At 69.1% G+C, this 13,856-nt stretch carries 11 protein-coding genes; 6 read left to right on the top strand and 5 right to left on the bottom strand.

All coding sequences use genetic code 11. From position 1 onward, the window contains the following. The 3 genes from VKA86_03980 to VKA86_03970 form a co-directional block, all read right to left on the bottom strand. Positions 1–2,575 (bottom strand): efflux RND transporter permease subunit (locus VKA86_03980; GenBank protein HKK70352.1); only part of this gene is annotated, 2,575 nt, incomplete at its 3' end. Then, positions 2,572–3,531: an efflux RND transporter periplasmic adaptor subunit gene (locus VKA86_03975; GenBank protein ID HKK70351.1), complete on the bottom strand. Its 960-nt coding sequence runs from the start codon at positions 3,529–3,531 to the stop codon at positions 2,572–2,574. The genes VKA86_03975 and VKA86_03980, both read right to left, overlap by 4 nt. A gap of 357 nt (positions 3,532–3,888) precedes the next feature. Beyond that, a complete protein-coding gene (locus tag VKA86_03970) occupies positions 3,889–6,375 on the bottom strand; it encodes a prolyl oligopeptidase family serine peptidase (protein ID HKK70350.1) in 2,487 nt (828 codons plus the stop codon). Positions 6,376–6,720: 345 nt separating this feature from the next. Here VKA86_03970 and VKA86_03965 point away from each other — a divergent pair, with 345 nt between their 5' ends. From VKA86_03965 to pyrC, 4 genes are all read left to right on the top strand, one after another. Beyond that, positions 6,721–7,293, top strand: coding sequence for a hypothetical protein (locus VKA86_03965; GenBank protein HKK70349.1), 573 nt, complete (start codon positions 6,721–6,723; stop codon positions 7,291–7,293). A 39-nt stretch (positions 7,294–7,332) separates the two neighbouring features. Further along, complete coding sequence (locus VKA86_03960) at positions 7,333–8,520, top strand: THUMP domain-containing protein (GenBank protein ID HKK70348.1); 1,188 nt, start codon at positions 7,333–7,335, stop codon at positions 8,518–8,520. 88 nt (positions 8,521–8,608) lie between these two features. After that, complete coding sequence (locus VKA86_03955; protein ID HKK70347.1) at positions 8,609–9,019, top strand: NFACT RNA binding domain-containing protein; 411 nt, start codon at positions 8,609–8,611, stop codon at positions 9,017–9,019. Beyond that, positions 9,016–10,050, top strand: coding sequence for a dihydroorotase (gene pyrC / locus VKA86_03950; GenBank protein HKK70346.1), 1,035 nt, complete (start codon positions 9,016–9,018; stop codon positions 10,048–10,050). Before VKA86_03955 ends, pyrC begins: the two co-directional genes overlap by 4 nt. On the opposite strand, the gene VKA86_03945 is transcribed toward pyrC, so the two are convergent. Beyond that, the gene (locus VKA86_03945) at positions 10,047–10,502 is read right to left on the bottom strand and encodes an SRPBCC domain-containing protein (GenBank protein ID HKK70345.1); all 456 of its coding nucleotides are present in this window, start codon (positions 10,500–10,502) and stop codon (positions 10,047–10,049) included. The genes pyrC and VKA86_03945 overlap by 4 nt on opposite strands. Positions 10,503–10,805: 303 nt before the next feature. Here VKA86_03945 and VKA86_03940 point away from each other — a divergent pair, with 303 nt between their 5' ends. Together VKA86_03940 and VKA86_03935 are read left to right on the top strand one after the other, a co-directional pair. Continuing rightward, the gene (locus VKA86_03940) at positions 10,806–11,768 is read left to right on the top strand and encodes a hypothetical protein (GenBank protein HKK70344.1); all 963 of its coding nucleotides are present in this window, start codon (positions 10,806–10,808) and stop codon (positions 11,766–11,768) included. 256 nt (positions 11,769–12,024) lie between these two features. Continuing rightward, positions 12,025–12,450, top strand: coding sequence for a bacteriohemerythrin (locus VKA86_03935; protein HKK70343.1), 426 nt, complete (start codon positions 12,025–12,027; stop codon positions 12,448–12,450). A gap of 1 nt (position 12,451) precedes the next feature. On the opposite strand, the gene VKA86_03930 is transcribed toward VKA86_03935, so the two are convergent. After that, entirely contained in the window at positions 12,452–13,810 is a 1,359-nt protein-coding gene (locus tag VKA86_03930; protein ID HKK70342.1) for a M23 family metallopeptidase, read from the bottom strand. Between the last annotated feature and the right edge of the window lie 46 nt (positions 13,811–13,856).

Genomic DNA, 13,856 nt, shown 5'->3' with positions numbered 1-13,856 from the left:
CGATCGCGAAGCGAAGGCTCGAGAACGAGGTCTGCATCTCCTCGTCCTGGCCGGCGATCTCGGTGGTCAGCCCGGCTGGAAGTGCGGTCTCGTCGACCGCGGTGCGAACGTCGGCGATGGCGTCGCCCAGGCTTCGCGCCTCGATGTCGGCGCTGATCAGTGCGGCACGCTGCTGCTGGACGCGATGGATCTCGGCCGGACCTCGGTCGAGGTCGACGTCGGCCACCGCGAGCAAGCGGATGGGCCCGTCCGGACCGGGAACCACGAGCCGACGGACGTCTTCCCGCGAAGACTCGGTCACGCCGGCGTTGCGGATCCGCACGTCGATCTGGCGGTCCTCCTGCTTGAACGTGGTCGGGACCGCACCCTGGACGCGATCGCGCAGAGTCTGCGACAGCGCGCCCAGGTCCAGGCCGAGCGCGGCGAGGCGGTCGCGGTCGAAGACCACCTGCAGTTCGGGATTGCCCGCTTCGAGGGAACTGCGCACGTCACGCAGGCCGTCGACGGTTTCGAGTTCCCGGACCAGCTCGAGCGAGGTGTCGCGCAGCAGATCGAGGTCGTCGCCGAAGATCAGGACCTCGATCGGTGTCTTCATGGTGAAGTAGCTCGGTCGCCCGATCTCGACGCGGAGTTCGGGGATGTCGCGGAAGGTCTCGCGCAGCGTCTCGATCACCGCGGCCTCGGCGCGGTCGTTCCCGCGGTCGGCCATCACCACGTTCAGCTGGGCCAGGTTCTCGGCGCGGGTCTGCAGGGACATTCCGCCGCTGACCACGCGGCTGCCGACCGTGGTGTAGGCCATGCCGACGCGGTCGTCATCGGCGGCGGCCGACTCCATCGTCCGGACCACGTCGTCGGTCGCGGGCAGCGAGGTTCCCTCGGGCATGTTCACCTCGACGTAGAACTCGCCCTGGGTGAGCTGCGGGATCAGCTCCGTGCCCATGCGCCCGATCGCGAGGATCGAGGCGGCGAACAGGCCGAAGCCGATCAGCAGAGTGACGACGCGCGCGCGCAGCGCGCCGCGCAGAAGTCCGTCGTAGCCGCGCGAAACCGCACCCATCGTGAACAGAGGGCCTTCGAGTTCGCTCTTCGTGCCCACGGCCGCCCGCACCCGGCCGCCGATGGCGCTGGCCATCGGGATCACGGTGATCGCCACCACGAGCGAGGCGAGCAGCGAGAAGGTCACGGTCAGGGCCTGGTCCCGGAACAGCTGTCCCGCCACGCCCTCCACGAACACGATGGGAAGGAACACCGCGACGGTGGTGAGGGTCGAGGCCACGACGGCCGCACCGACTTCGCTGGTCCCCGCGACCGCAGCGCGGGCGAGGTCGAGGCCGCGCCCGCGCGCGCGATGGATCGACTCGAGCACCACGATGGAGTTGTCCACCAGCATCCCGATGCCGAGGGTCAGCCCACCCAGGGACATGATGTTCAAGGAGATGTCCATGCGGTACATCAGCACGAAAGTGGCCACGACCGACAGGGGAATGGACAGCGCGATGATCAGGGTGCTCCGTAGATCGCGCAGGAACAGCAGCAGGACGACGATCGCCAGCACACCGCCGATGAGCGCAGCGCTGCGGACCTCGGCGATGGAGTTCTCGATGAAGGTGCTCTGGTCGAAGAGCACGGTCATCTCCATGCCCGGTGGCAGCTTGCCGCCGTTCCAGTCCGCGATGCGGTCCTGCAGCGAGCGCGCCACGGTCACCGAGTTGGCGTCGCCCTCCTTGTAGATGGAGATCTCGACCGACTCCTCGCGATCGACGCGGGTGATCTCCTCGCGCTCCTTCGTGCCCATCCGCACGTCGGCCACGTCGCGAAGACGCACCGAGGCGGCCTCGTTCTGGAACACGACCAGATCGGCGATCTCCTCCACGGTGTCGAACTCGTTGACCGTGCGGACCAGGTACTGCGACTCGCGGCCGCGCAGCGCTCCGCCGGGCAGGTTCACGTTCGAGGCGCCGACCACACCGCGCACCCGATCCAGGGGAATGCCCAGGGCGGCCAGCCGCTCCTGGTCGATCTCGATCTGGATCTCGTCCTCGAGCCCGCCCTTGACCTCGGCGCTGGCGACGCCGCGAAGGGTCTCGAAGTCCTGCTTGATCTGGCGTTCGGACAGCCGACGCATGGCCACGAGGTCGTCGCTGCCGTGCACGGCCAGCCGCACCACGGGATCGAGCGACGGATCGAATCGCAGGACGATGGGATCGTCGGCGCCCTCCGGGAGGATCAACCGGTCGAGCTTCTCGCGGACCTCCATGGACAGCATGTCCATGTCGCTGCCCCATTCGAACTGCAACGTGACCTCGCTCACACCCGGCCGCGACACCGACCGCATGGTGGTGAGGCCGCGGAGCACGCCGACCGCCTCTTCGACGGGGCGCGTGACGAGGGTCTCGATCTCCTGGGGCGCGGTGTCGGGGAAGTCGGTCTGAACGGTGATGGAGGGATGGCTCATGTCGGGGAAGAGCTCGATCGCCAGGCGCTGGTAGCCCACCACACCGAACACGACGACGGCGAGCGCGGCCATGATCACGCTCACCCGGCGCCGGACGGCCAGAGCGATGAAGTTCCTCATCGAGCCCGGGCCTCGCCCGTAGTGTCCTCCTCGAGCACGCGCACTCTCTGCCCGTGGCGCAGCGAGCGTTGGCCCTTGATCACGACGTGTTCACCGGGATTCACGCCGTCGACGATCTCGACGTGTTCGTCGTCGGAGAAGCCCGTGCTCACCGCGCGGCGCTCGGCCTTCCCACCGGCCTCGACGAACACCACGGTCTCGCCCTTCTCCGTGACCACGGCGTTGCGCGGTACCAGCGTGCGGCCCTCACGGCGCTCGGTCACGATGTGCACTTCGGCGAAGTCGCCGGGACGGACCGAGGCCGGGTACTCGGGGATCTCGACGGTCACCTTGATCGTTCCGCTGTTGGGGTCGATCACGGGACTCACGCGGTCGATCCTGCCGTCGAGGCGGGTTCCGTCACTGTCGAGCACGAGCTCGACGGTCTGTTCGGTCTGCAGCCGCCGGAACTCCTTGCTCGGCACGTGGACTTCGGCCAGCAGGGGATCGAGGTCGGCCACACGGAACAGGGGAGTGCCCACGCTCACGTTCTGGCCGGGATCGACCAGACGCTCCACCACGCGTCCGCGGAACGGCGAGCGCACCGTCGTATAGCTCAGTTCCAGCGCGGCGAGTTCCTCGTCGGCCTCGGCGCTGGCCAGGTCGGCCTCGGCGGTGTCGAATTCCTCCTGGCTGACCAGACGCTTGTCGACCATGTCCTCGAGACGTTCGAAGCGGGCGCGCAGGTTCGCCGTGCGCGCCTTCGCCTGCTTCACGCGGAGCCGGTACTCGTCGTTCTCCACCTGCAGCAGCGGCGCGTTGGCGTCGACCGCGTCGCCCTCCTCGGCGCGCAGTCCCTGGACCACGCCGGACACGCGGGCCAGGATCTCGGCCTCGGCGTCGGCGCGAAGGGTTGCGGTGGCGGCGTAGGTGCTCGCGATGGGGCCCCTGATGGCCGGGACGATCGCGATCGGCACCGGAGGTTGCTCGGGTCTGCCTCCGCCCGGTCCTTCCGAGCCGCCCCGGCTCTGGCTCTGGGCGTTGCTGTCGTCGCCGCAGCCTGAGGCTCCCAGGGAGAGAGTGGCGATGGCGAGGAGGGACAGGGCGAGACGGGGGCTTCTGCGGGTGCGCATGGATTTCGATCGCCAGAGTTGGGGGGCGGAGGGCTCCGGCGCGGGCCGCCGGGCACGGTCTCGTGTTCGCGAGGTGGGGTCTCCTGGATCCAAACGGAAGCAGAACGAACCCGCGGGCGCATGGTCCCACCGTGAACTTTTCTTCACATGTCGACGTCCGGGGGCCGCCGGAACGTCGGCGGCCCCCGTGGAGGTCCGGACTCAGCGCTCGCCGGAGGCCTCACCGGCCCGCTGGAGGCCGTCCGGAAGAGGATCGCCCTTCACGTACGTCTCCAGCCACCGTTCGGTTTCCCACATCATGTGGAGCACGGACTCGCGGGCGCGGTATCCGTGGCTCTCGTGGGGCAGCATGACCAGTCGGGCGGTGCCTCCCAAGCCCTTCAGGGCGCCGTAGAAGCGCTCGCTCTGGATGGGGAAGGTGCCCGAGTTGTTGTCGGCCTCGCCGTGGATCAAGAGGATCGGCTCGTCGACCTGGTCGGCATGCATGAACGGAGACATGCTGAAGTAGACGTCGGGCGCCTCCCAGAACGTCCGTTCCTCGGCCTGGAATCCGAAGGGCGTCAGCGTGCGGTTGTAGGCTCCGCTGCGGGCCACGCCCGCCGCGAACAGGTCGCTGTGGGCGAGGAGGTTCGCGGTCATGAAGGCCCCGTAGCTGTGGCCGCCGATGGCCATGCGGTCACGGTCGCCGACACCGCGATCCACCAGGACGTCGACGGCCGCCGCGGCACTGGACACGAGCTGCTCGACATAGGTGTCGTTCGGTTCGTCTTCGCCCTCGCCGATGATCGGCATGCCCGGGTCGTCGAGCACGGCGTAACCGCGGGCCACCCACATGACCGGCGACCACCACCCGATCCGCACGAAGCGGTACGGGGAGTCGGTGACCTGACCGGCGGCGTCGGCGCTCTTGTACTCGGTCGGGTAGGCCCACAGCAGTGTGGGCAGGGGACCGTCCGCGTCGGGATCGTAGCCGGCGGGTGTGTACAGCGTGCCGGTCAGCATGACGCCGTCCTCGCGTTCGTAGCGGATCAGCTCCTTCTGCACGCCCCGCAGTTCCGGCGTGGGATGTTCGAAGAAGGTGACCTGCGTGGCCTCGTCGTCGTCGAGGTCGCGGACGACGTAGTTCGGCGGCTGGTCGGTGGTCTCGCGGCGGGTCAGGATCCGCTCGCCGCGATCGTCGAGCACGGCCATGGGCATCTCGTAGTACGGTGCCTCGCTGCGGAACAGACGCTCGGTGTCGCCGGTCTCGAGGTCGTAGCGGTCGAGGAAGGGGCGGTCGCCCTCCTCGCTGGCGCCGTCACCGCTCATGAAGAGGTAGCGGCCGTCGGTCTGCAGGACCTCGCGGCCGTACTCGTTCGTCACCACCAGCGGTTCGCCGGGATCGTTGTAGCGATCCTCCCAGTTGTGATCGATCACCAGCTGCGGATCGCGGTCGGGATCGCCCGGAGCCACGCGCCACGCGCGCTGCGAACGAGTGGGCCACCACCACGACACGACCATGGCCAGGTCGTCGTCGCCCCAGTAGATCCCGCCGAAGCGCTGCTCGAGGGCCGCCAGTTCCACCGGTTCGCCGGCGAAGGGAGCGTCGAGCGCGAAGACCTTGTCGCGCAGTTCGGCCTCGGCGCCGGCATCGCCGCCGTCCTGTGCCTCGACGAACACCAGGGTCGACGGGACGTCGTGGCGCCAGCGGTGACCGCGCGGCCCGGTCTCGGTGCTCCCGAAGGCGATGGGGATCGAGTCCTGCAGCGGTTTGTCGGCGAGCTCCCGCACCAGGTTCCCCTCGGCGTCCCAGACCTGGACCTTCCGCGGAAAGCGACTCGCGGGGACGAGATAGCTGTACGGCTGGTGCACGAACTCCACGAGCACGTACCGGCCGTCGGGCGAGGGGTCGATCTCACGGTAGACGGCCGGCTCCCCCAGCAACTCGATCCCCCCGTCGAGGTCGACCCGCGCCATCTGCGAGGTGAAGTAGTGGTCGAACAGGGCCTCGTCGTGAGCGTTCTGGAGAAGGTCCTGATAGGTACGTGCCGGTGTGGTGCGACCCAGGTTCTCCTGCACCGTCGGGCCCGTGGGAACGCGGGGTTGCTCGGGTGCCGATCCGCGATCGGCGGGAACGAGGGGCACGAGGACGGATCGACCGTCCGGGGCCCATCGGGGCGCGATTCCCGCGGCCATGTTCAGGCGCGGACCGACCAGACGGCGTGCGCGGGCCTCTTCGAGATCGGCGACCCAGAGCTCGATGCCGTCGCGGACCGTGTTGGTGAAGAGCACGCGGCGCCCGTCCGGGGACCAGCGCGTGTTGCGGATCCGCGGCTTCTCCGGGAGGCCCTGGATCGATCGCTCGTCTCCGCCCTCGATCGGCATCACACCGAGATCGGCGATCTCCCAGCCCCGGCTCGGCCCGTTGGTGGCCGGCTTGATGCGGTAGCCCGCCAGGCGGAGCTCCTCTTCGGCGAGTTCGGAGATCGACGGAAGGGCCGGAACGTGCAGCAGCAGCATGATCTCGCGATTCGGCGAGAGGCTCACCCACGGTGGATCGGACGCGTCGACCAGGTCGACCAGCACGTCGCTCGGCGTCCGGTAGGGCAGACCGTCCGTGCTCGCGTTCACAATTCCGTGATCTGCCGGTCCGGGGTGCGATCCGAGTGTCACCACGAGGGCGATCGTGAAGATTTTTCGAAAGGACATGCATTTCTCCGGGATCTCAGGGGCTGGAGCGCCTCGACGGCGCCGGCGGGGATCGCTTCGACCCGGCCGCAGCAAGAAGGTAGGGTGAAAGCGCGGCCAAAAGCTCGCGATGGCTCCGCATCGTTCGCAACAGGGCGTTGAACGCCGACGAACGTCCATGGTACGGTGCGTCGGGCGGAATTGGTGCTGGCTTTTTCGAGACGACCTCCGCAGCTCACCACACCGGCCGGCTTCTCCATCCGTCCACGGCTCCCGTCGCCCAGGCGTTCGCCTGTCTACGATACGCGTCAGGGCTTTCCACGTCCCGCGGAACGGCGGGGCCGATATCACGAAGGAGTGAGCTAAATGAGCAACAGGGTAACGTTCTTCCTGGCGCTGTTCGCCGTGGTGGCGTTCGCCAGCACTGCTTCGGCGCAGATCCCGCAGTCCGACTGCCAGCTCGGCGTCTATGCCGATGAGGGTGGAACGATTCAGACCTTCGAGCCGACCCAGGGCGAGCCGTTCACGGTGAACGTCGTGATGCGGGTCGAGGGCCTCGTGACCGCCGTCGCCTTCCAGCTGTTCATCCCCGGTCTCGATGACGAGGTCTTCCTGCTGGGAGAGTCGTTCGGGATCCCGGGCAAGGGCCTCAACATCCCGACGCCGGGTGGCTACAACGTTGGAATCGGCGAGTGTGCCATCGGCTTCAACGGTTTGCCGATCGTGATCTCGCGGCACACCCTCCTCATTCCGGGGGAGCCCACCAACGCACGCACGATCTCCCTGGGTCCGAACATCGATTCCGATCCGGAGGCTCCGCTGTTCAGTGTGTGCACGGGTGACATCTTCGCGTGCACCATCACCGACAACCTGCTGCTGGCGGCTCCGGTCGACACCGAGGATTCGAGCTTCGGTGCCGTGAAGAGCCTGTACAACTAGCCAGTCGTCACGGACCGTGCGATCGTGGGGGTGGAGGCCTTGGCTTCCACCCCTTCGTCGTTCCCGGTCGACCCCTTCCACGCCGCGGCTCGCTTGTTCCTGCACGCTTCCACCCATCGATACTTCGCCGTCGTCGGTGAGGGCCTCGAGGCCACCGCCGCGCGTGAACTGGAACGCCACGGTGCGACCGACGTGTCTCCGACGCGCCGAGGTCTGCACTTCGTGGCCACGCCCGACGTGTTGGCGCGAGTCGTCGTATGGGCACGAGTGGTGGGTCGGATCCTGGCTCCGCTGGAGAGCTTCGCCTGTCACAGCGACCGCTACCTCCGCCGCCGCGTGACGGCGATGCCCTGGGAAGAGCTGATGGATCCCGACACGAGCTTTGCCGTGTCGGCCACGCTGGTGCAGAGTACACTGCGTCACACCCAGTACGCGGTGCAACTGACCAAGGATGGGATCTGCGACCGTTTCCGCGACCGGACCGGTCGACGGCCCGATGTCGACCGACGTGCCCCCGATCTGCGGGTGCACGTGCACGTGCAGCGCAACAAGGCGACTGTGTCCCTGGACTGTGGAGCCGGTGCCCGACACCGGCGCGGGTATCGGACGGCGAGCGGTGACGCGCCGCTCCCCGAGACCGTTGCCGCCGCCTTGTTCGAGGTGGCGGGCGACGACGGACGTGCTCCTCTGCTCGACCCGATGTGCGGTAGCGGCACGCTGCTGGCCGAGGCACTCCTGCGTCGTCGCGAGGTCCCTCCGACCTTCGCGGTCGAACGCTTCGGTTGCGAGCGGTTGCCGGCGATCGGGGACGAACGCGTGGCCCGGGCCCGCGCCTCTGTCACCCCCCGCCACGGCAATCCGCCGACCCTGCAGGGAAACGACGTCGACCCCGACGTGCTCGAGACCGCGCGTGCCAATCTGCAGCGCGTGCCCTTCGGAGAGACGGTGTCGCTCACGCACGGCGACTTCCGGGATCATCCGGGTCTGACCGACGGACTCGTGGTCGCGAATCCCCCGTACGGTGTGCGTCTGGGCGATCGTCGCGTCGCCCAGGACACCGTACGGGCCCTCGGTGACTTCCTGAAGACGCGGTGCGCGGGATCGACGGCGTGGCTCGTCCTGGGCGACCGCGAGCTGCTGAAGCACGTGGGTCTGCGGACCGCTCGACGCATCCCCGTGCGCATCGGTGGTCTGGACGGCCGCTTCGCCCGCTACGATCTGTACTGACCGCGATCCACTCTCGTCGGACCCTACCGTTGGCCTACACTGTGGGTCGAGTCAGCGTGAGTCCGTTGCAGCCCTTCGAGGATCCACCGTGAACGACCGACGACCACGACCCCCGAAGGCCTGGGAGTACGAACTCCCCGGAGGATGGACGGTCCTCGCCGGCCGGACCGACGCCGACAACGACCGGTTGAGCCTGAAGGTCGCTCGCCCCGACGACTGGTGGTTCCACGTGCGCGGGATGCCCGGCAGCCACGTGATCCTGCAGGCGGGCAAGGGCGAACCCGACAAGGCGGCCCTGGAGGCCGCCGCAGCCGTGGCCGCGTGGCACAGCAAGGCGCGTCGCGGTGGCGTGGTCGCGGTGTCGTGCACCCGGGCCCGATTCGTGAAGAAGCCACGTGGCGCGAAGCCCGGCACGGTCACCATCCGCAAGGAGACCGTGCTCAAGGTGCGGCCGGCCCTTCCCGACGGCGCCGATTCCGAGGAGTCCTCATGGAGTTGACCCGAGAGATCACGCTGCGACGTCCCTTCGACGCCCACGTCCATCTGCGCGACGGTGCCGCGCTCCGGACCGTGGTGCCCCACGTGGCGCGTGACTTCGGGCGGGCCCTGGTCATGCCGAATCTGACACCGCCGGTGACGACCACCGACGCGGCCCTGGCCTACCGCCAGCGCATCCTGCAGCACGTGCCCGCGGGTGCGGACTTCGAACCGCTCATGGCCCTGTACCTCACCGACAGCACCTCGCCCGCGGAGATCGCCCGGGCGGCGGAGACCGACGGTGTCGTCGCGGTGAAATCGTACCCGGCGGGTGCGACCACCAATTCCGACGCCGGGGTCACCTCGATGGACCGCGTGGGCGACGCCCTGGCCGCGATGGAGGAGCACGGGTTGCTCCTGCTGGTGCACGGCGAGGTCACCGCTCCCGACGTCGACGTCTTCGATCGTGAGGTTCGTTATCTCGACGAGGTGCTCGCGCCCGTGGTCGAGGCCCACCCACGATTGCGCGTGGTGCTCGAGCACGTGACGACGCGGGAGGGCGTCGACTTCGTCCGCGCCGCGCGCGACGGCGTGGCGGCGACGATCACCGCACACCACCTGCTCTACCACCGCAACCACATGCTGGTCGGGAGGATCCGGCCACACCTCTACTGTCTGCCCATCCTGAAGGCGTCGCCGCATCGCGATGCGTTGATCGAGGCGGCGACCGGTGACGACCCGCGATTCTTCCTGGGCACCGACTCGGCGCCGCACGGTCGGTCGGCGAAGGAGTGCGCGAGCGGATGCGCCGGATGCTACACGTCGCCGCTCGCCCTGGCTCTGTACGCGGAGATCTTCGAGGACGCGGGTGCGCTCGAACGTCTCGAGGCCTTCGCCCACACACGGGCGACCGCCTTCTACGGTCTGTCCGAGCAGCCGGGGACCGTCACGCTGCGCCGGGAGGACTGGGTGTGCCCCGCGGCCTATCCCTTCGCCGACGAGGACGTCGTTCCCCTGCGTGCGGGGGAGACGCTCCGCTGGCGCGTGGTCTAGCCCGCCGCGGCTTCGCGACGACCGAGCTCCCGACCCGTCTCCAGCCAGGTCTTCAGCGCACTCAGGGCGCGGGGCCACCCGGCGAGGGTCTCGTGCCAGCTGTCGTTGCGTTCGTCGAAGCCCACGTGGGTCACGACCAGCCGGCAGAGACCGTCTTCCGGATCGATCCGGTAGCGCACGCGTGTCGCGGGGTCCTCGTGAGCGCTCAGCCGGAAGCTGTGCAGCAGACTGCGCTCGTCCTCGCGTTCGAGGATCTCACCCGACATCACGGCGCGCCGTTCCGGGTCCTCGGGCCGCACCCAGTGGATCGCGTCGCCGGGACGGCCGTCGGTGAGGACGCGCAGGCCGTGGGCCCAGTGTGGCGTGACGTCGGGGTCGAGCAGCGCGTTCCAGAGGTCCGCGGGCGTGGATTGCACGTAGAAGGTGAAGACGTGATCGAGGTCACCGGACACGTTGGATCTCCTGGAGCGTCAGGGACATACGGGACTCGACCCCTTCATACCAGAGCCGAGGGGTCGGAGCCAGCCCGGGCTGCAGGACGCCCCGGGCGTCATGCGCCGGTCGTGCAGAGTGCATCCGCGCAGGGGGGAACGTGCCGAGGGAGCGTGGTGTCCCGTGGTGGCGGACGGCGCCGGCGAAGCGCCGCTCGTGGTCGGCCCGTGCGGGAGGATCGGCTCTCCGGCGTTCGCACGGCCCTTGCTGTACGGACAGCGGGGAGGAATCCGAGGCGTGTCGTCGCGGAGCAACGAAAGACCATGATGATGACCCAGTCCCTGCTCCTGGCGGGCATCGGAGCAATCGGCGGCGTCGCCCTCGCGGCGACGGCCGGGTTCGTGCGGGCTCGCCGCCGACAGAGGCGGCGCAAGCGGCGCGAGCAGCTGAAGTCGCTCGGCAAGCGCGAGCACCTGGACCTGATCGGCGGCAACCTGCCGTCCGACCTCGTCGATCTCGCCGCCCGCTTCCGCGGCGAGGTGCACGGGATCGACCTCGACGACGTGATGATCGGGAGCGACCGCGAAGGTCGGCACTGGCTGGCGAGACGGAAGGTCGACGGAGCGCACCATCAGGTCTTCGGCTTCGAGATCCGCGGCGAGTTGAACGTCCGCGGACTCCACGTGGAGCCGGTGCCGCAGACCATCCCGGTGTCCCGGTGGCAGCGATTGCTGCGGCGTCGGCCCACGACCGGTCGCCTGAATCTGCGTGTGCAATGGACCTGCGAGGCCCGCCGCGTGGCCGACGAGCTGACGCGCCGTTCGGTCGACCGTTGGTTGAAGGAGGTCGCCGCGAGTTGTGGCCCTGACGGGAAGACCCCGGTGGGGCTGGAGATCCACGCCGATCACGCGTGGGTCCACTCGCTCGTCCCGCTCGAGGGCGTGGCCTTGATCGAGTTCATGCGCCGCGCGCGTGAGATGCGCCGTCTGGTGCTGGACGAGGTGATGCGCCGTCCTGCCACCCTGGCGACTCCCGCGCGACGGAGTACGGCCGAGCAGGCCGACCACGACCGTGCTGCGAAGGAGGACACGCGTCCCGTGTTCACGGTGCCGGCGGCCGAGGGTGCCGAGGCCGGCCCGGGGGCGGAGACGGTCCAGCTCAGTGCGGTCGATCTACTGCGCGAGAGTCCCGATCCACGGGGACGCTCCGGGAGACGCCGCGCGGTGAACGACGATTTCGAGATCCCCGAACCCGAGGAGCGGGTGACGCTGATCCGACCCCGGTAGGCCGCCGGAGAGCGTCTCGGCTTCCTCCCCGCCGACACCGGCGGTGGACCGGAGTCGCCCGGCGCACCGGCCCGAGGACTCGGGGATCTCGAGACTTCTGGCGCGACGGACTACACGGTCGTGCCGGGCGGCGGCGGGAGCGCGAGGACGCGATCCCGCCGCTGTCACGTCCGGGCCTCAAGGTTTCGCCACCGCCACCGAAACCCAGAGGACGAGGCGGTGGCCGTCGCAGTGGCGGCTGGCGAGGAGGGGAACCGTGCAGATCGAGTTCGACGAGCGGATCCGTACCGGCATCCCGGAGATCGACGAGCAGCACCAGCGCCTGGTGCAGATCTACAACGAGCTCGACGACGCCTTCCGGGAGGGCCGGGCCAATCGGCAGATGAGCGAGATCCTGGCGCGCCTGTACGACTACACGAAGACGCACTTCGAGCACGAGGAGAGACTGCTCGAGGAGTGCGCGTGGCCCGATCTCGCCCAGCACCAGTTCGAACACCGGCGGCTGGCCGAGAGGCTCCGGTCCTTCGTCGTGCGTCATCGGCGGAGTGGCGAACGGGTCTCGGCGGAAGTCGTCGAGTTCGTCCGGCGATGGGTGGTCGGTCACATCATGGACTGCGACCTGCGCTACGCCGACCACGTCAAGGAGCGACTGGCGCAGGTGTCCACCTCGACCGTCGACTGATTCAGCGTCCGGCGCCCTCGCTGCCCTCCGCGGCCTCCTGCAGGGGGGCCTCGATGTGATCGCGGATCCATGCCGTGTCCCACCACTGCAGCGGCGTGACCGGCTGGCCGCCCACGACGACCTCGAAGTGCAGGTGATCGCCGCCGGCCAGACCCGTGGCCCCGGTCCGGGCGATGATCTTGCCCTTCTCGACCTGTTCGCCGATCTCGACGTCGAGCGACGAGCAGTGCCCGTACAGGGTGAGCAGGCCCTGTCCGTGATCGAGGACCACCGTCTCTCCATAGAGCGTCAGGGGACCGGCGTGGACCACGGTCCCGGTGTTCGCGGCGGGGATCGGGGCCCGCGCGGTCGAGGCCAGGTCGTAACCCTGGTGCACCTGCGTGTCGAGACCTTCGCCGTCGATGCGGTAGGTGCGCCGGATCCCGAACACCGAGGTGCTCCGGCTGTTGGGTAGCTGGAGGAAGGGACCTTCCCACTGTCGTAAGGGTCCGCTGGCCGCCGCGAGCCGGTCGCGTTCGGCGGCGGCCTCGGCGCGGAGGTCGCGACTCACGTACAGGAAACCCTCGAGCAGGGCCTGGTCATCGGTGGTGTCCACGTCGGGGAGCAGCACGGGAAGTTTCTCGCGGAGCCAGCGGTGGCTCAGGTCCACCGAGCCCGTGCGGACGTCCGGTGCGCGGAGCACCACGGGCAGTTCCCGCACGGCGCGGTTGCCCGCCGCGTCCACGGCCACCGCGACGGGGAACTCGTCGGCGGGGTGATCGATCGGCAGGGCGTAGAGCGCCAGGAACTGGTGCGGAAGTTCCTGGCGGGCGTAGGCCCGGTAGTCGCGCTCACCGGCCTCGACGCGCACCTCGGTGGCGCCGCGACTCCGCAGGACGGCGATCGCCGAACCACCGGGCCGCGGGTACCGGGTGGCCGCCTCGATCTCGAGCCGCGGTGGAGTGAGGTCGATCATCACGGGCATTCGAGCGCTCGGCGTGTCGGCGTCGCCGCGCGGGCGCCAGACGTCGTCGCCGGCATGCACCTCGAGGAGGGCTTCTCCTTCGCGCAGGCCGTGGCCCTCGAGCCGGAACGCCACGTCCAGTCGGCCGGCGGCGGTGTTCAGGGAGTCCTCGAACACCAGGGCGTCGACGTCGCCCTGGAGGATCCGCACCTGCACATCGCGCACGCTTCCCCGCGCAGCCTGCAGCTCGAGTCCGAACTCCAGTCGGCGTCCGACCTCGAAAACGGAGCGGTCGAGTTCGGCCGTCGGGAGCGGAGTCGACTGCTGCCACCACAGCAGGCCGGCTCCGCCGACGAACAGGACGAGGACGACGACGACGGTCGTGATCAGCCCACGCGGGCTCGTATTGGTAGCCATGGCGGCAGCATGTCCCCGGTTCGGGAGGTCGTCAACGGCGGGCGTC

The sequence above is a fragment of the Candidatus Krumholzibacteriia bacterium genome (assembly GCA_035268685.1).
In the GTDB taxonomy this organism is placed as follows: domain Bacteria; phylum Krumholzibacteriota; class Krumholzibacteriia; order JAJRXK01; family JAJRXK01; genus JAJRXK01.
The sequence above is the reverse complement of the archived record's forward strand: the minus strand, read 5'-3'. Positions and strand labels throughout refer to the sequence as shown.